We start from the raw sequence: 21,854 nt of genomic DNA, 5'->3' as shown, positions 1-21,854 counted from the left end.
GGTGTGGCGGTATCAGTTTTTGGTACCAGAAGGAACACGGAGTGAGCTTTAAAAATTCGTATTTGTTAAAAAATAGAGATGAGCTAGAGAAGAAACGTGTAGTTAAACGGGTATACCCAGCACGTTAAATGGCTAGGTATACTCCAAAGCGGGTCGGTAAAAATTCGCGAATCAAAGCCCCTAAAGAAGGAATCGGACAATGGGCTAATACTCTGTAGGTTCTAGGCTGCTTTGTGGTCGAAGAGTGCGGTAATTTGTTCTTTTAACGCGTGCAAAAATTCGGTATTTGGTGTGTTTTCAAGGTACATTTCATACTCTTTAGAATTATAAAAGTACTCATGCGCTGATGCGTTAAGGATCTTACTAAAAGACAGTGTTTCCAATTCATCTTCAAGAGCACGGCAACTCAATTCACCATACCCTGAGTCGCTATCTTTAGCGAATTGGGTTTCAATGTTGCTGATATATAAAACACAATCCTTGATAAAGAGCTCAACGTTACTTATGCGCTGTTCGATATCTTTAAGCTGACCGCTGTTCCACTTAGACTTTTCTTGCTCGAGCTTATCAATAAGTCCACTTTCACGTAGTCTGGTATTGTTATCTTTAATTCTTAGTAACTCATCGAGCACTTTATTAAACTCAGACTCAGCCCTAAGTCTTAAGATTTCCAACTCCTTGGAGAACAGCTTTGCTTTTAACTCACTTGCTTGATACAAGCCAGATATAGCAGCATTTCTTTTAACTCCAAACATAAAAATCCACCCAAAAGATACTTACTAAAAAGTAGCACACAAAAAGCAAGATAGAAGACGCGAGGTTTTCGTCAGCACGCTACACATTACTACCTAATCTCGATTGTAACGTAATAAACAGAATTTTCATCACTTAGAACCACCAACTATTTGAATGAAAATCACACAGTTACTTTGATAAAAGTATTTATTTTAGAAAAGGCAATCCCAAGTATGTAACGGTATAAAATTGACACTATAAAAACAAAAACGCTCACACTCTACTACCAAAGTCAAATATCAATGTCAGAGATTGGACAAAACACTCACTATTTACAGTAATGAAAAGCCACTATTTCATTGAGAACCAAAATTTCAACATACTACATCGGACTATGCTGATCATAGACGGGGTTACTGATGAAACGTTAGAATGCCACTACTTTAGTAATCTTCCATAATATTTATGACCGACGCTGATATTGAGCTACAACACCTTTGGTTAGAAGTCCAAGCCGAACGCTGGCAAAATCTGCCACGCTTTTTATTCAGTTACTACTGCTACAAGCACAACCTTGTCAGTAAAACCAACAAAGTTTGCTGGGAGACGGCACGTGCAAACCTGCCCGCTTCAACATCAATAAAAGAGCGAAAAAACGCGGTGGTTGAACCGTTAGTCTCTGAGGAAACCGTCGTTGGGTTATTGAAAGCCATCAGCAAAGATGGGGAAATGACGTTTGACGTGATGGTAACCACACTTAATACGTTTTTGCACTATGTTGTGATTAGCAAGGAAGAAAAAGCGCAACTTAAATCAAACATGCCAGCTAGTTGGTATCAGCAATCGAACAAGTCGCCTTTGGCACGTTTCGAGCAAGCTGGCATTAAGCTACAAGAGTGATATGTCAGTCATCGCTGACGACAAACACAAAAGAAAAGCGCCTACAATGAGGCGCACTTGGTCAAAAATTGAGGTGCCCCTAAACAAAAGTGCAAAGTGACCAACAAAGCAAAAGTTTGGTTATTCTTGAATGCCTCGAATGCGTACATTACGTCTACGTAAAACTTCTAATGTCACGAGCAAACACACCGACATAAAAATCAACAACGTAGCGACCGCCAATATGGTCGGACTAATTTGCTCTCGAATTCCTGACCACATCTGCCTCGGAACGGTTTTTTGTTCTGCCCCAGTCAGGAATAACGCCACCACAACCTCGTCGAACGATGTGCCAAAGGCAAACAAGCCGCCAGAAATCATCCCCGGACGAATCAGCGGAAAGGTAATGTGTCTGAAAGTATAAACAGGGTTTGCTCCTAAGCTAGCCGCCGCTTTTACCAGGCTATGATCAAAGCCGCTTAAGGTCGCAGTAACGGTAATGACAACAAAAGGCGTACCTAACGCGGCGTGTGCCAAAATGACGCCTAGATAAGTTTGTGATAAGCCAAGGCGTGTGTAGAAAAAGTACATCGCAGCAGCAGAGATAATGACTGGTACGATCATAGGTGAGATCAACAGCGCCATAATCGTATTGCGAAAAGGCAAATTACTACTGGCTAAACCCAACGCCGCCAGAGTTCCTAGCCCTGTTGCAACGAGTGTCGCCATAAAAGCAATAAACGTGCTGTTTTTCAGCGCCAACAGCCACTGATCACTAGTAAACATTTCTTGATACCAGCGAGTAGAATACGCTGCCGAGTCAAGGTTTAACATCCCCTCGGTAAAAGTAAAGTAAGGCGTTGCATTAAACGATAACGGGATGATGGTCAGAATTGGAGCGATTAAAAAGAACAGCACCACCCCACAAAAAGCTAAGTAACCTGCGTAAGCAACTCGCTCTACTTTTGATGCATAGTTTGGTAATGCCATGGTTATCCCCCTACCTTAAGGTTGTTAATGCCAACCACACGGTTGAACATATAAAACAGAACCAGTACAACGAACAAAAGCAGTCCACCCAATGCGCCAGCCATCCCCCAGTTCAGTGATGTCTGCATATGATAGGCAATCATATTGGAGATCATCTGTCCGCTTCTTCCACCAACCAAAGCGGGCGTAATGTAGAAGCCAATAGAAAGAATGAAAGTAAGCAAGGCCCCCGCACCTATCCCCGGTAACGTAAGCGGCATATAAACTTTGATGAACGCAATGAAAGGCGTCGCGCCTAGAGAACGAGCGGCACGGAAATAAGTTGGGCTAATTCCTTTCATTACGCTATACAGAGGCAGGATCATAAAAGGCAACAGGATGTGCACCATAGACACCACCGTTCCGAAGGTATTGTGAATCATCTGAATTCGCTCAGAAGTAAAACCCGACCAAATAAGGAGATCATTAATGACCCCTTGGTTTTGCAGCAGAACAATCCAAGACGTGGTTCTGACTAATAGTGATGTCCAAAATGGCAGCAGCACAATGATTAAAAGTAAATTCGCGCGCTTATCAGGTAAATTGGCAAGCAGGTAAGCAACGGGGTACGCCATCACCAAACAAATTAAGGTGATTGAAATAGACATCCAAAAAGTTTTAAAGAAAAGGTCGACGTATATTTGGCGTTTTTCTGGTTGGGGTTCAATGTCTCCAAACTCATTCACTTGCAAGTCTAGCGCAGCAAGATAATGACTGAATGTTAATGCGCCACTAAGATTCTTAAACGCCGCCCAATATTTAGGATTAGCCCATCGCTTATCCAGCTTAGCCAGCTGTGTCACCGAGCTCGGCAGCGACGTCAAACGAGACAACTTTCTGCCGGTTTTCATGAGTAAACTGCGCATACCAGACTCTTCAATATTCATCCGGTTGGCTATTTTCGGCAGCTCTTTGCTTTGATAAAGCGCAAGTACTTCAACAGAGAATGCCTCAATGACTTCTTGATGAGGCTGACCTTGATAATCCCAACTTTCTAAGGCTTGAATAGTTTGTGGTAGTGACTGGGATATTTCTCGGTTATCCACGCTTCGATAAAGCATATCGAGGATAGGAAAAGCAAACGTAAGCAGAATAAAACACACCAATGGCGTTGTGAGCATAATGGAGCGAAGCTTTTTTCGGCGCTCTGCCTTTTGCAACTGCGCTTTCAGATTGGTTTCTTGCTGATGAACTTGGCGTTCGATTTCCAATACAGAATCTAATGCGGTTAGCTCTCGACTCATGCTGCTACCTCGCTACTTTGAGTTTGTGTCCCATCAAGAGCATGGCAATTGTCACTTTGCCAACCAATACGACAAATTGAGCCAGGCGTTAATTGCAAGTGTTTACAATTATCGTTAGGTACTTTAACGATGAAGTGACCAACGCTCTCTACTTCGACGACCAGACGGTAATGATCACCGTGATAAATCAATTCTCGTAGGACGCCTGAGACTTGGTTCTCACAAGACGCTTTCTCTGGTTGAATAACAATCTTTTCTGGTCGAATGGAAAGTGTTGTACTCTGCCCTTGCTCAGATACTCTGACAGGTTTCGCAGTAAATAACTCTTTCCCAACGAGCACTTGGCAATACTTTCCGTTCCACTCTTTGACTAAACCTGAGAGTTGGTTGTTTTCTCCGATAAACTGCGCAACAAACGTATTACTCGGAGATTCATAAAGCTCGGTTGGTGTCGCGAGTTGTTGCACTTCGCCGTGATTAAAAACCGCAATACGGTCGGACATAGTGAGAGCTTCGTCTTGATCGTGCGTCACATACAAAATGGTGATGCCAAGCTTTTCATGCAAATGTTTAATTTCCATCTGCATTTGCTCACGCAGCTGCTTATCTAATGCGCCTAGCGGTTCATCCATCAACACGAGTTTAGGCTCAAACACTAATGCTCGCGCTAGCGCAACACGTTGTTGTTGACCGCCTGATAACTGCTTCGGGTATCGAGTCGCAACATGCTCAAGCTCGACCATTTCTAATACACTCTGAACTTTGCTTTGAATCGTGTCACTGTCGAGTTTTCGCACCTTTAAAGGAAACGCAAGATTCTCGGCAATGGTCATATGTGGAAACAACGCATAGTTTTGAAACACCATACCGATATCGCGCTTGTGTGGCGCGAGATGATTAACGGGAACGCCATCAATATAAATGTCTCCACCGGTCGCGGTTTCAAAGCCCGCTAGCATCATTAAGCAAGTGGTCTTGCCCGATCCTGACGGCCCCAACATAGTAACGAACTCTCCAGGAGCAATATCTAAGTTGAAGTCTTTCACCACCAAATTCGTGCCATCGTAGGTTTTCTTAACGTGTTGAAAGCTGACATAGTCCTTGTTTTCCGTGCTCATGACTTCCCTCTTCTCATTTTTTGAATATTACGAATGAGTAGAGCGTCAGTTAACGCTCTACTAAACAGCACAATTACAGATTGTATTTGGATAGGTCTAAGCGGGTTTCTAACGCATGTTCAACCATTTGAATGACCTGTTGACGCTCTTCACCTTGTAAAAGTTGGCGTGGCGCACGAACTTGTTCAGATCCACGTCCGCAGACTTGCTCGGCCAGTTTAATGCACTGAACCAGCGTAGGAATGGTGTCTAAACGCAGTAGCGGTAAGAACCAACGGTAGATTTCTAACGCTTCAGCATAACGACCTTGGCTTGCCAGTTTATAAATCGCGACGGATTCTTCTGGGAATGCGTTGGTTAAACCAGAAATCCAGCCGGTCGCGCCTAGCATCAATGATTCAAGAGCAATGTCATCAACACCACTGAACACGGTAAAGCGGTCATCAAATTTATTGTAAAGCTCAGTGATACGACGAGTATCAGTGGTCGACTCTTTAATAGCTACAATGCTTTCAAACTCAGCCAGTTTCGCCATGATATCGAGGTTTACATCGACACCATAAGCAACCGGGTTGTTGTAAATCATGATTGGCATTTCTGGCGTTGCTTTTGCTAGCGTGCGGTAATATTCGAACGTTTCGCTCTCAGACGTGCGGTAAACCATGGCAGGCATCACCATACAACCATCGATACCAATTTTGTACGCATCCTGCATGTAATCAACAGCTGCTGTGGTAATAGACTCTGCTGTACCAGCAATCAAAGGCACACGGCCATTTACGACTTCTTTTGCAGCTTGCAAGACCTGGCGTTTCTCCTCCGGGTACAACGCGCAGTTCTCACCGACGGTACCCAAGCAGATAATGCCATTCACACCATCTTTAATTTGGTTATCTATAACAGTTTGCGTTGCGTCTAAGTCGATTGACTGATCTTGACGAAATTGCGTACTGACCGCCGGATAAACACCTTTCCAATCAATTTTCATGAACTACTTTCCTTATATGTATATTGTATGCAATTTAAATAAACGAGCAAAAATGCTCAGGCATGGCTATCTATGCCACTTTCTAACAACACCGCCTTTACAGCGGCCAAATCAGCCAAAGCACTGCCAACTGATTTGTATAAAGTAATGACCTCATCGTTTTGACGTCCTGAGATTTGTTGGGCGCAAAGCTGCGGTAATTCCCCTTTGATATCGTCTGACGTGAACACGCCCTCTTGAATTGGAATGAGAAGATCGCCCGCTTCGGCTAATACGTTAATGCGACTATCAACATACACCTGTGCTCGTTGCACTGCTTCAGAGTCGCATTCACGCTTATCCAAGTCATGATTACCGACCAAATCAATATGGGTGCCCGGCTGCACGTCCGCACCATTAAACAAAGGCTCAGCTGATGCGGTAATACAGCTGATGATGTCAACGTGTTTGATAACGTGGTCCACTTTTTCTACGACTGAAATACGGAACCGACGCTCATCAGGAAGCGATTGATACTCTGAAGATGACACAATGGCATCTACCGTCGCCTCGGCTTTGTCTGAGTTACGCCCCCAAATATAAACCTGCTTAAGTGGGCGAACCGCAGCGTATGCCCACGCAAAATAAGGCGCAAGATTGCCCGTTCCGCAGATCAACAGACGATCAGCACCGGGACGCGCCAAATAGTCCGCTGCCAACGCAGAAGCTGCGGCGGTGCGCCAAAACGTTAAAACTTTACCGTCCACGAGTGCGAGCGGCTCACCATCGTTTCGTCTAAAAACAAGCAGCTTAGATGCAAGCGTATCTTTTCCTTGCTCGGGGTTATGCGGGAAATACGTAAAGGCTTTCACCGCAATTAACTCCTGGTTCCAAGCAGGAAGTAGCGCAAACGCCTCGTATTCTCCCTCTTCTAAGGGCATGACTCGGCGTTGAGGTATTGTTGCTGGCCGCGAGTACATTTCACGCATCGTTTCAATAAGAGACTTCATTGTCAAACATTGCGCGACTTGCTGTGCTTCGATGACTTTCATCATTTCTCCGAAAACATAAATACAGTTGAGGAAAAGTACGGAACCTCGCTTATGGATGAAAACTCGGCCCCATACAAAAATTAACGCCTAGTTAAGCAGCCAGGTGTTGAACTCTTCATTGAGTTCATCCGCGTAGTCTGACCACCATTCATCGTTAATCAGGAAGGCGGTTTGGAAGTTTTGAGGTGCGGTAGGAAGGTTCGCTAAAATGTCTGGGTTCACCTCCGCCGAAGACGACTTACGCGTAGGCCCATAGGCAACGTACTTAGCTTGATCAGCTAATGGTTTTGTTCCTGAAGAAAAAGCAATGAAGTCCAATGCAAGCTTTGTGTTCTCACTCCCTTTAGGTATCGCCCATCCATTCATGTAACCCATTTGACGGTCCCATATAATCCGAAATGGTTGACCTTCATCTTTACGGGCATTGTGGATTCGGCCGTTAAACGCCGAGGCGATCACCACTTCTTTGTCTGCAAGCATTTGAGGTGGCTGGGCACCTGTTGTCCACCACAGCACTTCTGATTTGATCGTATCCAACTTAGCAAAAGCACGCTCACGCCCCGCTTCGGTTTCGAGCAGGCTGTAGACCTCTTCTGGTTTTACACCATCAGCCAATAGTGCCCACTCAAGATTACCCTGAGGTTGTTTTTGCAATGCACGTCGACCTGGAAAAGTTTTTAGGTCAAAAAGATCGGTCAACTTGCTAGGCAAAACCTTACCTTTAAACGCGTCTTCGTTCACCGCTAATACTGTGGACACAACGATGGTATTGATTGCGCACTCGTGAATCGCACCATCAATGAAATCCTCTTGTGCTGGTGTTCCATCTGCGCCCGGAGGCAAAATACTTGGGTTCACTGGTTCTAATAACCCTTCGGCACAACCACGAACAATGTCCGGCTTGTCGAGAGACACCAAATCCCAGCGCACGTTGTTCGCTTCCACCTGCGCTTTAATTTCGGCTAATCCGCCGCTGAAATCCTCGGATACGATCTCAACACCTGTTTTTTTAATGAAAGGCTTGTGATATGCCTCCACTTGGCTCTTTGTGAATGCACCACCCCAAGATACGACCGTCAATTTGTCTTCAGCATAAGCAGAGGTCCCCAACAGCATTCCTGAAATCAACAGCGCCAATGGTGCTTTGGTCATTCGTGACATGTTTTACTCCTTTTGGTTGTTCTTCTGGAGGCATCCGAGTACGGCTGTTGGATACCAGCCTTGTTAAAATTAAGTTAACATTAGCATTTAATATATTTTATACAATATTTAATATTAAATTTTTTCAGGTAAATCGTTGTAGTGAAAAAGGTGAAAGATCAATCGATGTCGGCTTTCCTTCGATAAGCTCTAAAAGGAGATCTGCCGTAATCGCCGCTTGAGTTAATCCAAGATGTTGGTGGCCAAATGCCAGTAATACATTTCCATCCCAAATGCTATCAATAACCGGTAACGAGTCGACTGTTGAAGGCCGATTCCCCATCCACTTTTCTCCTTGCTTGAGTGGATCTAACCCCGACTCAAACATCTCATCACCTAACTGAAAAAGCATTTCTGAACGTTTCATATTGGGTGGTGACTCTACATCGGCATACTCAACAGTGCCTGCCAAGCGTAACCCACCTGACATAGGAGTCATGATGAATTTTCTATCGGCAGAGCTAATAGGAAAAGGCAATACATTACGCCTGTCGTCCACCATTAGGTGATAACCGCGCTCGGCTTGAATCGGCACTTTGACTCCGGTTAGTTGCCGTATCAAAGGCTTAGAATGTACACCAGCGGCAACAATGATTCGGTCAAATGAATGTGTTTGAGACTCAACCAACACATCACCATTTTTCGCCAACGCAGATACACCTTTTTGTAAAACCTTACCGCCAAGAACTTCAAAAGCTTCATTTAGCTCAACACAGAGCTGATAAGGGTCTAGCGTATGACCTGTTTCGGGAAAAAAGACTCCGACACGAACCTTATGGCTGAGATCAGGTATCCGCTCTCGAATCTCCTCTTGTGTCCAAACTTGATACGTCACACCGTTTTTAGCCAGTGAGTTAAGCGTACTTTGATAATTCTGAAACAGTTTCTCGTTTTCAAAAGTGAGCAATGAACCATTCATTTTTATTAGATGTGCTTTTCCGATTGAATCAAGCACGCCACGCCAACTTGCCACTGACCGCTCGTTAAGACTCTTAATCGCGTTTTTTGCCCGCTCCGCAGCTGATGGCTTTGTTTGTAATAGAAAACGAATCATCCACCCGATTGTGTTTGGAATATCTTGCCAACGGATCGAAACCGGACTTTTGGGATCTAGCAGCATTTTAGGTAATTGTGGAAGCAGCGCTGGCGTTGCAAGAGGGAAGATTTGCTCAGTCGCGATATGACCTGCATTTCCCTTAGAGCATCCATTCCCCACGCCATTGGGATCAAAAATCGTGACTTGATAACCTTGCTGCTGCAATTTCAAGCCAATTGATAAGCCAATAATCCCCGCACCTATCACAGCGATCCTTTCCTTTTTAGTTTCATCCTTGACCAACATAAACATGCTCCGAGTCACACTTGAAAACGTAGATTGTATACAATATATTTTACATTACGTTAACATCACTATTGTTTAATTCAACCATTTTTTCAGCAAGGAGCGAAAAATGAGACAAGGAACTTTTTTCTGTATTGATGCCCACACCTGCGGCAACCCAGTTAGGCTGGTAGCAGGCGGTGTGCCTCCACTCGAAGGCAATACCATGAGCGAAAAGCGCCAATACTTTCTTGAGCATTATGATTGGATTCGTCAGGCACTCATGTTTGAGCCTCGCGGCCACTCAATGATGTCGGGGTCCGTTGTCTTGCCTCCTTGCAGCGATAACGCAGACGCTTCAATTCTGTTTATTGAAACCAGTGGCTGCTTACCAATGTGTGGCCACGGCACCATTGGAACCGTCACCACCGCTATCGAGAATCGCCTTATCACTCCCAAAAAAGAAGGTCGTTTGATACTTGATGTCCCAGCAGGACAAATCGAAGTGCACTACCAAAAAAAAGGTGACAAGGTCACGTCGGTAAAGATATTTAACGTACCAGCTTACCTTGCCCACCAAGACGTAACCGTGGACATAGAGGGCTTAGGTGAGCTCACCGTCGATGTTGCTTATGGCGGAAACTATTACGTAATCGTCGACCCTCAAGATAACTACGCCGGACTTGAACACTACTCTCCAGATGAAATTTTGATGCTTTCTCCAAAAGTTCGCGAAGCGGTATCTCGAGCGGTTGAGTGCGTACATCCAGAAGATCCAACAGTGTGCGGTGTTTCTCACGTGCTATGGACCGGAGAGCCCACTCAAGAAAACGCCACCGCTCGAAATGCTGTGTTTTACGGCGACAAAGCGTTGGATCGCTCGCCATGTGGTACGGGCACAAGTGCACGCATGGCGCAATGGCATGCAAGAGGCAAACTCAATCAAGGGGAAGACTTTGTTCACGAAAGTATCATCGGCAGCCTATTTCAAGGACGTATAGAAGGCATTACCGAAGTGAATGGCAAAGCCGCTATTTTGCCAAGTATTGAAGGATGGGCACAAATATACGGTCACAACACGATATGGGTAGACGATGAAGACCCATATGCGTACGGATTTGAAGTGAAGTAATAAGGATAGTAAGGAAGAATGATGAACCCACAAGAACCAACCACTTTTTACGCAGTCAACGCCTTTACTGGTGAGCCTCTACCCACAGAGTTTCCGGTACATGGAGAGCAAGAAGTTAATCAAACCGCCTCAGCCGCCCAAAACGTTGCGCGTGAGTTTCGCCAACTAAGCAATGCAAAGCGAGCGAGCTTACTTTGCTCTATCGCCTCTGAATTGGAAGTGAAGAGTGAAGAAATCGTTGCTCGTGCTCATTTAGAAACTGCCCTTCCCGAAGCACGTTTAAGCGGTGAAATAGGACGTACCGCCAACCAATTACGACTATTTGCCGAGGTTGTGAGCTCGGGTAATCACTATCAAGCAATCTTCGATACGCCAAACCCAGACCGCCAACCACTGCCAAAACCAGATATTCGTCGTCAGCAAATCGCAATTGGCCCTGTCGCCGTGTTTGGTGCGTCTAATTTTCCGCTCGCATTTTCTACTGCAGGTGGTGATACGGCTTCGGCACTGGCTGCTGGCTGCCCTGTGATTGTAAAAGGCCATACCGCCCACCCTGGCACCAGTCAACTTGTTGCTGAGTGTATTGAGGCTGCACTTGAGAAAGAGTGCTTACCGCAAGCCATCTTCACGCTATTGCAAGGTAACAAACGTGCACTTGGCCAAGCACTCGTTACCCATCCAAAAATTAAAGGGGTTGGGTTTACAGGTTCAGTCGGTGGTGGCCGTGCGCTGTTCAATCTAGCCCAGCAAAGACCAGAGCCAATCCCCTTCTATGGCGAACTAGGGGCGATTAATCCAACATTTATTCTCCCTTCAGCCATACGGGCAAACGCATCATTGGCTGAAGAATTTGTGGTTTCTATGACTTTGGGCTGTGGACAATTTTGTACAAAACCAGGCGTTGTATTTGTCTTGAATTGCCCAGAAACGCAAGCCTTTATCGAAACCGCTCAAGGGTTAATTCGACAACAATCAACGGCCACTTTGCTAACGCAAGGAATCCGAGAAACATATGAATCCGAAGTGGATAAGCGAGCTTCCGAAACAGGCATTAACGTCACTCGTTCTGAACAAGCAGAAGCGACCAATGTCGCACCAGCACTGTTCGTGACGGACAGTAAAAACTGGCGTAAAAACCCGCAATGGGAGGAAGAAATATTTGGTCCTCAATCGTTAATCGTAATCTGTGAAGATTTCGATGACATGTTGAAACTGAGTGATTCACTGACTGGCTCGCTCACCGCAACCCTTCACGCTACCGCTGAAGACGAAGAACAAGCGAAGCAACTGCTTCCAAGTTTGGAAGAAATCGCCGGACGCCTTGTATTCAACGGTTGGCCAACTGGCGTCGAGGTTGGTTACGCTATGGTTCATGGTGGACCATATCCGGCTTCAACCAATTCCGCCTCAACATCTGTCGGAGCGGAGGCTATTCATCGTTGGTTGCGTCCCGTCGCTTATCAAGCTTTGCCAGAATCTTTATTGCCGGATTCATTAAAAGCGTCGAACCCACTGGGTATTCAACGCGCCATAGATGGCAGAGTGTCCCAATAAGCTCACCAAATGGCTCAAAAAGGCATCAACTGATGCCTTTTATTTCACTCTACTTCTCAAAACCTTCTTTCCTAGTTGGTTTGTGCCAGAAAAACAATAAACTACTAAAGTAAAATGGACTGGATACAATATTAATTTAACGGGAGACTTCAATGTCACAGAAACCTGTTTTTAAAACGCGCACTCAGCTCGTTGAGGAAGCAATTCGAACTCAGATCTTGAAGGGCGAGTTAAAAACTGGTCAACCTTTACGTCAAGATGCGTTAGCAAAAGAGTTTAATGTTAGCCGCATTCCTGTGCGTGAAGCTTTAGTTCAATTGGAAGCACAAGGACTCGTTAGCTTTGAACCTCACAAAGGTGCGACGGTCACCGAGCTATCTCCAGAGAAAATCAATGAGCTATTTGAACTGCGCGCTGTCGTGGAGTGCCACATTTTAGAGCGTGCGATTCAGAACATGACGGACGCTGACCTAGAACGCGCGCGAGAAGTTCGCGAACGTTTCGAGTCAGTAGTGAACAGTGGCGACGAAGTAGAAGAATGGAGCAACTACAACTACGAGTTCCACAAAGCCCTATATGCGCCAGCCAACATGCCTGAAACTATGGACGTCATTTACAACTTGAACACAAAGTGTGACCGATACATACGTATGCAGCTATTGTTCACAACAGGCATTAAAAAGGCAGAAGAAGAGCACTTAAGCTTGTTTGAAATGTGCAAAAATCGCGATATAGAAGGCGCCAAGTATCTGCTGAAAAAACACATTCTAGAAGCAGGCACAGCGATTCGAAACCTGCTGCTTGAAAGGCAAAATATCAGCCAGTAAACGGAATAACGAATAAGGTGATATTCAAGGATGAATGTTGGACCAAAGTTTTTACTCGCAGCGCTACGACAAAAGATTAAAGAAGAAGGGCTTTGCTACAATTCCTTGTCAGAGAAAAGTGGCATCCCTCTATCTAGTATTAAACGCCACCTACATAATCCAGCTTTAGGTTTGGATAAAGTACTTATTTATCTGAACTACCTAAATACCGATCTCATCGAACTCGCAACCTTAGCCAACGAGCTTCAGCACCAAAACGAGCAAATGCTAACAGATGAAGAGAGCGCCCTTTTCGTTGAGCATCCTTATTTACTTGATTTTATTTATATGCTGACTTCTCGTGATATTAAACCGCAAGAGATAGCCCATACTTACGGACTTTCTGATACAAGCTTACGATTCTATTTGCGTATCGCGGAAATTCTAGGATATGTCGAAAACTTCGGAGACGGCTTGTTTTACCGTTCTGGTCGTCGATTTATTATGGAAGAAGGTACGGCATTAGACACCTTATTCAAAGAGCGATTTCAACAAGAGTCGCTTTCTCATGATATCAACCCAGGCGTATGTATTGGCCGCATTAGGCTCACCGAAGAGCAAAAAGTGCAAATAGAGGACGAGCTTTGTAATAAATTAGCGAAACTTAACGCAGTTAACACTTCCAACAACGAAGGTGAACTAACAAATATATTAATGCGCTGCACTCCTGGCGCTCAGATATTTTTCGCAGATGACTTGCCGGATATTGATGGAAGCCTGTTAAAGCACGTCGCCCAATTGACTAAAATAAATTAAAACATCAGATTAAAAATTTACCCCAAACCTAGAACGCATCATTTATTCCTACCAAATCTCTGATAAGTAGAGTTTCCCGTCCCGAAACTTACTTTCTATTTAGCAAACAACAATTAGTCGACTAAGAGAACCCTCCATTTCATCTTTGTTTTTTCCTTATTATTACGCTGAAACTACTAAGGAACTTAAGGAATAACTAATGGATTTATAAGAATAAAAGATAAACATTTTTACGTTATTTACCTCACACTCTTTAAATATAAATTTGCAGACGAACGAATTAAATTAATACATTCACTTAGCTAATAAAAACAAAAGCAAAACAGATAATTATAATTCTATTATTTATAAGGACATAGAAAAGTGAAATTTAAGTATTCTTTAGCAACGGCAGTCACTCTCGCATTATTACAAGGTTGTGGCGGTGGCGGCGGTGATGGTTCATCTACTCCGTCAACTAGCAGCGCAACCGGACCAACATGGAAAGCCGGTGATTTTAGCCAACCATCAAGCTCGTTTGTCAACCAATGTGAAACCCCACGAGTGGGTCGAGACCCATATAACAATTATGCCGCCTATCCAGATGAATTAGGTTCTGCTTTACACGAAAAACTCTTTTTAAGAGCTTTTACTAACGAAACTTACCTTTGGTATGACGAAGTTCCTGATAATAATCCAGCAAACTACAAAACCGTGACGGATTACTTCAACACATTGGTCACCTCTGCTACTACCACGACTGGTAAACCGAAAGATCGCTTCCACTTTACCGTCCCTTATGAAGATGATATGAAGTCATCGCAATCTGGTTTAGTCGCTGGGTTTGGTTTTAACTGGGCATTCCTACGTGGCGTACAACCTAGAGACGTTCGTATCTCCTATACTGAAGAAGCCTCTCCAGCTGATAGAAGCGGCATTGCTCGTGGTGATAAGCTTCTGAAAATCAATAATATTGATGTGGTTAACACCGGTAGTCAGTCCGACATTGATTTTATTAATAGAACGCTGTTTAACCCTGACATCAATCAAGATTACACCTTCACATTTGAGAGTGTTGACGGCCTAGAGAAAATCGTGACGCTTACCGCCTCTGATGTCATGACTTCTCCAGTTAAAAATGCCAAAGTGATCGCACACAATGGTATGCAGATCGGCTATCTACAATACAACTCATTTGAACCAAGCGCTCAAGCCCCACTTATTGAGGCGTTCAGTACGCTCTCGGCAGAGAATGTTGACGAGATCGTCGTTGATTTACGTTACAACGGCGGTGGCTTAGTACTTCAGTCCTCGCAAGTAGGCTACATGCTAAGCGGTGCTGGTCAGAACCGAGTCTTCAGTGAGTTGATTCACAACGACAAAGTGATGCGTACCATTAAAGATGGGGATAACATCTATCGCTTTACGAATCTAGCAATAGACTGGGCAGCACAAAAGTATTCGGACCAAGTGCTGCCGACACTGAACAAAAAGCGCGTATATGTGCTGACTTCAGGAAGCACGGCTTCCTCAAGTGAACTGTTGATCAACGCTTTGCGCGGCATTGATGTTGAGGTTATCCAAATAGGCTCAACAACCACAGGTAAACCGTATGGGTTCTCAGCAGAACAAAACTGCGGCACTATGTACTACACTATTCAGTTCAAGTCAGCGAACGAGAAAAAATTTGGCGACTTCTCTGATGGTTTTATTCCTACTCCAAAGAGCCAAATCAATACCGAGCTAGGCTTAAACAATAGAGTGGAAGGTTGCTGGGTCAATGACGACCTAACAAAACCATTAGGCGATCCGTCTGAAGGTATGCTTTCTGCGGCACTAAACTACATGGAAACAGGAACCTGTCCGCCGGTCTCCTCTTCTAGTTTCAACGCCATGCCGCGTAACATTCCATCTCCGGAGTTAAGCGATCTTCGCTCTCCGCTACGAACAGAGGCAATTCATGTTGAGATCAACTAACTTTTTACGAATGCTAATTCGGGTTGCGCTTTTCTTAGGCACTTCGATTTCTTTGATAGGATGCCAAGCTATGTCACAAGAACCCGTTGAAGCATTGAGTAAAAAGAACTCTCCGGAAACAGTCATAGAAATTCAAAACGCGATCGCAGAAATCCAAGGGACACCAGCACCTAGAATCGCAAATAACGTATTTGAATCTTCACCGCATTTGTTGATTGAAAAAGGACGAGTAAAAGGGAACAACAATCAACTGTTGGATGGCAGCTATACGGATCTTCCAGACCAATATACGTTGCAGATCAGAGGTGAATCCTGTGGCTTGTACTACGCCAAAACAGATACCTTTGTCACTCTCAGTTCACTAGATTGTGAGCCCATCATTAAGTTTTAGATCTCCCAAAAAGAGAAGCCCGCTGATATCAGCGGGCTTCCTACTTTATTGTTCAGTGTGAAATGGTCAACGTTACTTTAGTTCAATCCATGCTTTGCGCTGTTGCTTATCCATGTATGACCAAGCTACAAAGCGGCTCACTTTCTGCCCTTGACTCATTTCAACCACACGAATGGCTTTCACACCCAATTTTTCAAGCTGCTTGCGCATCGGACGAACGTTGTCTTTTTTGGATATAAGTGTTGTAAACCACAAGACCTGCGCGGCAAAAGCTTGGCTTTCATTCGCCATTTTTCGGATAAACGCCGCTTCTCCACCTTCACACCACAATTCAGCGTTTTGACCGCCAAAATTCAACTCAGGCTTACTTGTCTTTACTTGTGCGGTTTGAGGTTTTAGCCCTTTCTTACGCTGGTTTGCTTTTAGATTATCGATTTTACGCTGGCTGCCCATAGCGGCATCTTCCGCCGAACGGTGGAATGGCGGATTACATGTCGTCACATCATAACGATCATTCGGTTGAATGATACCTCGATAAATATTGGCATCATTGTGTTGCTGTATTAGTGCAATTTTTCCCGTCAAAACACGATTGTGCTCTACGATCGTTTGAGCCGATTGGATGGATTTTGGATCGACATCGCTGCCCGTATAGTGCCAACCGTATTTTGTTACACCAACAATCGGATAAATACAGTTTGCTCCCACGCCAATGTCCAACGCTTTCACTTTTTGGTGCGCGTACTGACCTTTTACTTCACCATCAAGTAGTTCTGCCACTCGGTGAATGTAATCAGCTCGGCCCGGAATCGGTGGGCAAAGGTAGGTGTCGGGAATGTCCCAGAACTCGATACCATAATACGCAGCAAGCAATGCTTTATTGAGCATTTTAACCGCGTTAGGATCAGAGAAGTTTATGGAATCTTCCCCTTTCGGATTTTTGATAACGAATGGCTTTAACTGTGGTTCACTTTCCACGAGTTTTTTAAAATCGTAACGACCTCGATGAACATTACGCTCATGCAAACCATTCTTCGCTATTTTTATGAACTCGACTTCGCTCTTTCCTGCAGGCTGCGGGGATTTGCGCGCAACTTTGTCTTTAACACGCTTCGGCTTGGCTTTATTCGCGTCTTTATTCTGAGCCGCCTTTGAAGTCTTTGGCTTTGCTTGCTTCGCGTTGTGATTATTGTTCTTCATTCAAATTCGCTTTTAAATCGAGGTAAATCATAAACAAACGAGCATCAAATTCGAGTTGGTGATACTCAGGCTCCATATAGCAACATAGCTGATAGAACGCCTTGTCGTGGTTTTTCTCACGAGTATGCGCCAACTCATGTACCACCAGCATTCTTAATAGTGGCTCGGGCGCATCCTTAAAAACATTGGCAATGCGAATCTCGTTTTTCGACTTCAGCTTACCGCCATGGTTTCTACTGATTACACTGTGCAAACCAAGCGCGTTGTTTACCGCGTGAATTTTCTTATCGTAGACAACTTTACTGATTGGCGCGGCTTTCTTCATGTAGCAGTTTTTGATTGCCATGGCGTACTCATAGAGCGCCCTTTCGCTTTTGATTTGGTGCCTATCGGGATAACGCTTTTCGAACCAAGGAACAAACTTGCCACTCGCTATCAATGAGCTCACCTGCTCTACGATGTTTTGTGGGTAGCCTTGAATGTATCGAAGTGACGGATGCATAGAATTAACGTCTGTTATGACAAAATAAAGGCGCTCAATATACCTGAGATAAAGGACAGTTTCACCTTAGCTTTCGCCTTTCATTTATGGTGAAAGGCCGTTAAACTTCGCCTCCCAATGATAATGGAGAGAAACTCAATGAAACGTGTCGTCCTTTACGTCAAAGACAAATGCCCTCACTGCAAAGATGCTCAACGTTATCTTGATTCGAAAAACATTAATTACCGCCTTTGTAACGCGAAAATGCAACGTGGTCGCAAAGAACTTGATGCGCTTGGTGCTCGTTCAGTGCCAGTTTTAAAAATTGGTGATCGGGTAATGATTGGCTGGAACCCAAAGAACTTCGAGAAGATGTACAAAGGCGGCTAGCGCTCGAACGATGAATTTGCGCTGCGTTTAAACGTAGCGCTTGATAAACTCGATAAACGTTCGATCTGCTATTGATAAATACCCCTGCTTGCGCCAAGCAAGTGCCAGATCCAGCGTAACGGGTGGTTCAAACGGTAGGCCAACAACGCCCGACTCATGTTGAGTCACCAATTCCAGTAACGCGGTAATCGCAAACTCTTGTTTCACAATACTCAAAATCAAAGGCAGTAAGTTGGTCTCGAATGATGACTTCATGGTAAACCCATGCTCCTCACTCACCTGATCCAAAAATTCGCGGTGAAAATAGCCATGCTGAAACATAACCAAATCGTGTTCAAAGAACTCATCAAAAGTAAGAGAGTCTCGCTGGGCTAACTCATGCTCAGGTGAAACAACAGCGACCATTTGGCTAGTAAATAAATGGTCAGTTTCTAGGTCATCAGGCACGTTATCACAACTGATCACACCGATATCGAGTTGACCATTAAGCAGCATACGACGAATCGATTGAGTCCCAGCTTCGACCAAGGTCAATTTTAATTCCGGGAACTGGCTTTTAAACGCCATCACAATTCGTGGAAAGAAATAACTGCCCATCATTGATGGCGTCCCGAGTCGTACTTCGCCTTTCGCTAAACCTTTCAACTCATCAATCGCGAGCTGCGCGTCGTGCAACTGTTGAATCACCCGCTTGGCATGTATAAGTAGCGTTTCGCCCTCTTTCGTTAAGCTGATTTTTTTATCATCACGGCGAAATAGGGTAACGCCCAAAGACTGCTCAAACTTTTTGATAGAAATGCTTAATGCGGGCTGGGCAATATGCAGGGCTTTCGCCGCATGGGTAATGTTTCCGTGTTCAGCGACCGCCAGAAAATGTTTAAGTTGTTTCGATTCCATTAGATCAAAAATATATGGTGTCCATATTTTTAATATATTTTTTTAATTTATAATGAACTGATAGATTGATCACAGTCTCTCCATTTGCTCACATTAGGCAGGATTCATGGTCAGTTTTGGCACACCAGAATACAAACGCATTACGCTCTCGCTAGCGCTTGGTTCCTTCTTGGTTTTTTCAAATTTATACCTACTACAGCCAATGCTGCCCACTTTTGCCCAAATTTTCACGATCTCAGAAACGCAAGTGAACTGGTTATTTGCGGCCTCAACACTCGCTCTCTCTTTTAGCCTCGTTCCAATGGCTGTGTTATCAGAGTCAGTGGGACGAAAGCCAGTCATGATGGCCGGTCTGTTTTCGATTCCTACCCTTTCCGCTTTGATGCTGTTTGGTGACTCATTCCTGTTTTTGGTGATATGTCGAGCACTGATCGGTGTCGCGCTCGCCGCTTTTGCGGCGGTCGCCGTGGCTTACATGGCAGAAGAGCTCGACAAGCACGCTTTCTCGATGGCAATTGGAACGTACATTGCGGCTAACTCATTAGGCGGTATTGCAGGGCGTATTAGCGGCGGCTTATTGGCGGACAATTTCAGTGTTGATGTCGCCACTGAGGTTATGATGGTGTTCACTCTTCTTGGTGTCATTGGCGTTCACTATTTATTGCCAACACAGCGCAACTTCACTCCGTCATCAAGCAGTTTACGCCATCAAAATCGTGCGCTTATTGGTCATTTTAAAAACCAACGCGTGTGGTTTGCGATGCTGATAGGAGGACTCAACTTTGCTTTGTTCGTCAACCTTTATTCCGTAATGGGTTTCCGTCTGGTGAGTGAACCTCACAATGTGCCCGTCGGGTTGGCCTCACTGATCTTTATTTGTTACTTGGGAGGGACTTTCTCCTCTCGTTGCGCAGGCCACTGGAGTAAACGTTATTCATCAATCCTCGGTATGTTCTTAGGCGCGATAGTGAGCATGGCGGGGATGTGGATTGCGGCGGTTGAAAGCTTGACTGCAATGCTAGTTGGATTGTTGCTGATAAGTTTTGGTGCGTTCTTTACTCATACCCTCGCCTACGGTTGGGTCGGGCAGAACGCCACTCGCGCCAAAGCCACCGCAACAGCGCTCTACTTAGTACACTACTACGTAGGCGGTAGCTTAGGAGGATTCTTACTTCTTTATTGTTGGCAGCATGGTGGTTGGTCGAGTGTTCTTATGGGGGGAAGCGCAGTCTACCTAGCGATGTTTGCTGCGATTGCGTATTTGAAACACATTGCCGAAAGAAAGCATACTGACCAAACACCTGACGCTGCGAGTTTAAAGAGTAGCTAAGGTACGCTCATTTGCGTAATACCTCTCTGGTTACTTGGATAACCAACTCTGCTATGCTTGGGCTACTTTAATAAAAACCAGAAAGTCGTATGTCAACGCGTTCAACACAAAACACAGATATCGAAGCGATCACTCAACAGGTCGATCAATGGCTCAACGATGTGGTAATCGGGCTCAACCTTTGTCCGTTTGCTGCCAAACCGCAACGTAATAAACAAATCAAAATTTTTGTTAGTGAAGCGACTCAAGAAGAAGCGCTTCTTGAAGATATTTTATTGCAGCTGATTGAGCTGAGTAACACAGAACCCGAACAGCTTGATACAACGTTGGTTGTGGTTCCCAACATGCTACAAGATTTCTGGGACTACAACTTTTGCATAGATTGGGTTGAAGGATTAATTAAGCAGCAGAACTGGGAAGGTATTTTCCAAGTAGCGACTTTCCATCCTGATTACTGTTTTGGCGGCGCAAGGCCTGAAGACGACGAAAACCTAACCAATCGTTCTCCTTACCCGATCTTCCATTTGATTCGCGAAGAGAGTATGGAAAAGGTACTAAAACACTATCCTGACCCTGAATCCATTCCCGATTCAAACATCGCTCGTGTTTCCGCCCTTTCAGAGGAAGAACGTAAAAAGCTGTTCCCTTACCTATTTCGTTAAGCACCACCATTCCCCAAAGGCAGATTTATCACCAGTTAGATGCAATGCCCTTGGGGTTCAAAGTGCGGTTTGATATCATTGCCGCTTCAATCGATTCAATGGAAATTAGAATGCAACTGTCAAAGCTAACCCAAGAGATTTTTGATCACTTATACCGTGATATCACCGAGTTCCGTAGTACGTTCGACTTACCAGTCGCAGACGCTGCAAGCCTTGATGCGCAAGCAGATACACTACACACCTCTTTGGCGATCGAAGAGCTAACAGAGCTAGCAGAAGCAGATTGTAAAACTGAGCAAGCAGATGCCATCGTAGACAGCGTGTATGTATTAATGGGCCGTCTCGTTCATCTTGGCCACAGCAAAGTAGAAGACAACCTGGCGATCAGCTACTTAATTGATCTTCTATTAAACGTTGCGGTAAACCGTGGTATCGAATTTATTCCTTGCTGGGATGAAGTACATTCAAGCAACATGAGCAAAGTATGCCGTAACGAGCAAGAGTACTCAGAAACAGAGGCATTCTACGCGGAACAAGGCATCAAGTTGATGGCGGTACAGAAAGGTGAATACATCATCGCAAAATGCGCCGAAGATTTCGTATCGGAAGGTAAAACCATTCGTAAAGGCAAAGTACTCAAATCAGTTTACTACCGCCCAGCAGATCTAAAACCGCTAACTCAGTAAGCGTTGAG

The 21,854-nt window shown here is 44.7% G+C and carries 22 protein-coding genes; 11 read left to right on the top strand and 11 right to left on the bottom strand.

The window, feature by feature from the left end:
- Nucleotides 1-221: 221 nt before the first annotated feature.
- Nucleotides 222-755, bottom strand: coding sequence for a hypothetical protein (locus NDJ01_RS12440; RefSeq protein ID WP_012841894.1), 534 nt, complete (start codon nucleotides 753-755; stop codon nucleotides 222-224).
- A 445-nt stretch (nucleotides 756-1,200) separates the two neighbouring features.
- Here NDJ01_RS12440 and NDJ01_RS12435 point away from each other — a divergent pair, with 445 nt between their 5' ends.
- The gene (locus NDJ01_RS12435; protein WP_047008684.1) at nucleotides 1,201-1,635 is read left to right on the top strand and encodes a hypothetical protein; all 435 of its coding nucleotides are present in this window, start codon (nucleotides 1,201-1,203) and stop codon (nucleotides 1,633-1,635) included.
- A gap of 120 nt (nucleotides 1,636-1,755) precedes the next feature.
- On the opposite strand, the gene NDJ01_RS12430 is transcribed toward NDJ01_RS12435, so the two are convergent.
- From NDJ01_RS12430 to NDJ01_RS12400, 7 genes are all read right to left on the bottom strand, one after another.
- On the bottom strand, nucleotides 1,756-2,604 hold the full coding sequence (locus NDJ01_RS12430; protein WP_006741629.1) for an ABC transporter permease: 849 nt from the start codon (nucleotides 2,602-2,604) through the stop codon (nucleotides 1,756-1,758).
- Between the two features lie 2 nt (nucleotides 2,605-2,606).
- Entirely contained in the window at nucleotides 2,607-3,887 is a 1,281-nt protein-coding gene (locus NDJ01_RS12425) for an ABC transporter permease (protein WP_258586771.1), read from the bottom strand.
- On the bottom strand, nucleotides 3,884-5,005 hold the full coding sequence (locus NDJ01_RS12420; protein ID WP_258586770.1) for an ABC transporter ATP-binding protein: 1,122 nt from the start codon (nucleotides 5,003-5,005) through the stop codon (nucleotides 3,884-3,886). The genes NDJ01_RS12425 and NDJ01_RS12420 overlap by 4 nt, the downstream gene beginning before the upstream one ends.
- Before the next feature lie 73 nt (nucleotides 5,006-5,078).
- Complete coding sequence (locus NDJ01_RS12415; protein WP_005389756.1) at nucleotides 5,079-5,993, bottom strand: dihydrodipicolinate synthase family protein; 915 nt, start codon at nucleotides 5,991-5,993, stop codon at nucleotides 5,079-5,081.
- A 56-nt stretch (nucleotides 5,994-6,049) separates the two neighbouring features.
- A complete protein-coding gene (locus tag NDJ01_RS12410; protein ID WP_258586875.1) occupies nucleotides 6,050-7,024 on the bottom strand; it encodes an ornithine cyclodeaminase family protein in 975 nt (324 codons plus the stop codon).
- Nucleotides 7,025-7,111: 87 nt separating this feature from the next.
- Nucleotides 7,112-8,185, bottom strand: coding sequence for a polyamine ABC transporter substrate-binding protein (locus NDJ01_RS12405; protein WP_104974200.1), 1,074 nt, complete (start codon nucleotides 8,183-8,185; stop codon nucleotides 7,112-7,114).
- 124 nt (nucleotides 8,186-8,309) lie between these two features.
- Nucleotides 8,310-9,566: an FAD-binding oxidoreductase gene (locus NDJ01_RS12400; protein ID WP_047008678.1), complete on the bottom strand. Its 1,257-nt coding sequence runs from the start codon at nucleotides 9,564-9,566 to the stop codon at nucleotides 8,310-8,312.
- A 109-nt stretch (nucleotides 9,567-9,675) separates the two neighbouring features.
- Between NDJ01_RS12400 and NDJ01_RS12395 the strand changes: the two genes are divergently transcribed.
- The 6 genes from NDJ01_RS12395 (at nucleotide 9,676) to NDJ01_RS12370 (ending at nucleotide 16,200) form a co-directional block, all read left to right on the top strand.
- Nucleotides 9,676-10,677, top strand: a complete 1,002-nt coding sequence (locus NDJ01_RS12395; protein WP_258586769.1) for a 4-hydroxyproline epimerase — start codon at nucleotides 9,676-9,678, stop codon at nucleotides 10,675-10,677.
- Nucleotides 10,678-10,698: 21 nt separating this feature from the next.
- Nucleotides 10,699-12,231, top strand: a complete 1,533-nt coding sequence (locus NDJ01_RS12390) for an aldehyde dehydrogenase (NADP(+)) (RefSeq protein WP_258586768.1) — start codon at nucleotides 10,699-10,701, stop codon at nucleotides 12,229-12,231.
- Nucleotides 12,232-12,383: 152 nt separating this feature from the next.
- Nucleotides 12,384-13,058, top strand: a complete 675-nt coding sequence (locus tag NDJ01_RS12385; RefSeq protein WP_054867356.1) for a GntR family transcriptional regulator — start codon at nucleotides 12,384-12,386, stop codon at nucleotides 13,056-13,058.
- Between the two features lie 30 nt (nucleotides 13,059-13,088).
- A complete protein-coding gene (locus tag NDJ01_RS12380; protein WP_258586767.1) occupies nucleotides 13,089-13,853 on the top strand; it encodes a transcriptional regulator in 765 nt (254 codons plus the stop codon).
- A 363-nt stretch (nucleotides 13,854-14,216) separates the two neighbouring features.
- Nucleotides 14,217-15,809 (top strand): S41 family peptidase, encoded by a 1,593-nt coding sequence (locus NDJ01_RS12375; RefSeq protein WP_258586766.1) that lies wholly within the window; start codon nucleotides 14,217-14,219, stop codon nucleotides 15,807-15,809.
- A 70-nt stretch (nucleotides 15,810-15,879) separates the two neighbouring features.
- Nucleotides 15,880-16,200, top strand: coding sequence for a hypothetical protein (locus NDJ01_RS12370; protein ID WP_258487578.1), 321 nt, complete (start codon nucleotides 15,880-15,882; stop codon nucleotides 16,198-16,200).
- A gap of 72 nt (nucleotides 16,201-16,272) precedes the next feature.
- On the opposite strand, the gene rlmF is transcribed toward NDJ01_RS12370, so the two are convergent.
- A complete protein-coding gene (gene rlmF, locus NDJ01_RS12365) occupies nucleotides 16,273-17,400 on the bottom strand; it encodes a 23S rRNA (adenine(1618)-N(6))-methyltransferase RlmF (RefSeq protein WP_258586765.1) in 1,128 nt (375 codons plus the stop codon).
- Nucleotides 17,387-17,902 (bottom strand): M48 family metallopeptidase, encoded by a 516-nt coding sequence (locus NDJ01_RS12360; RefSeq protein WP_047008672.1) that lies wholly within the window; start codon nucleotides 17,900-17,902, stop codon nucleotides 17,387-17,389. The genes rlmF and NDJ01_RS12360 overlap by 14 nt, the downstream gene beginning before the upstream one ends.
- A 138-nt stretch (nucleotides 17,903-18,040) precedes the next feature.
- Here NDJ01_RS12360 and NDJ01_RS12355 point away from each other — a divergent pair, with 138 nt between their 5' ends.
- On the top strand, nucleotides 18,041-18,271 hold the full coding sequence (locus NDJ01_RS12355; protein WP_145474141.1) for a glutaredoxin family protein: 231 nt from the start codon (nucleotides 18,041-18,043) through the stop codon (nucleotides 18,269-18,271).
- Between the two features lie 27 nt (nucleotides 18,272-18,298).
- Here NDJ01_RS12355 and NDJ01_RS12350 read toward each other — a convergent pair whose 3' ends face one another.
- Entirely contained in the window at nucleotides 18,299-19,168 is an 870-nt protein-coding gene (locus tag NDJ01_RS12350) for a LysR family transcriptional regulator (RefSeq protein WP_258586764.1), read from the bottom strand.
- Nucleotides 19,169-19,274: 106 nt separating this feature from the next.
- Between NDJ01_RS12350 and NDJ01_RS12345 the strand changes: the two genes are divergently transcribed.
- From NDJ01_RS12345 to NDJ01_RS12335, 3 genes are all read left to right on the top strand, one after another.
- Nucleotides 19,275-20,498 (top strand): MFS transporter, encoded by a 1,224-nt coding sequence (locus tag NDJ01_RS12345; RefSeq protein WP_258586763.1) that lies wholly within the window; start codon nucleotides 19,275-19,277, stop codon nucleotides 20,496-20,498.
- An 89-nt stretch (nucleotides 20,499-20,587) separates the two neighbouring features.
- Nucleotides 20,588-21,160: a DUF1415 domain-containing protein gene (locus tag NDJ01_RS12340; protein ID WP_258586762.1), complete on the top strand. Its 573-nt coding sequence runs from the start codon at nucleotides 20,588-20,590 to the stop codon at nucleotides 21,158-21,160.
- Nucleotides 21,161-21,270: 110 nt separating this feature from the next.
- Nucleotides 21,271-21,846 carry a nucleoside triphosphate pyrophosphohydrolase family protein gene (locus NDJ01_RS12335; RefSeq protein ID WP_005397767.1) on the top strand — a complete coding sequence of 192 codons (576 nt, stop codon included), beginning with the start codon at nucleotides 21,271-21,273 and terminating at the stop codon, nucleotides 21,844-21,846.
- Nucleotides 21,847-21,854: the final 8 nt, after the last annotated feature.

This window comes from Vibrio sp. HS-50-1 (assembly GCF_024747315.1).
Lineage (GTDB): Bacteria > Pseudomonadota > Gammaproteobacteria > Enterobacterales > Vibrionaceae > Vibrio > Vibrio diabolicus.
This window is presented reverse-complemented; position numbering and strand designations above follow the sequence as displayed.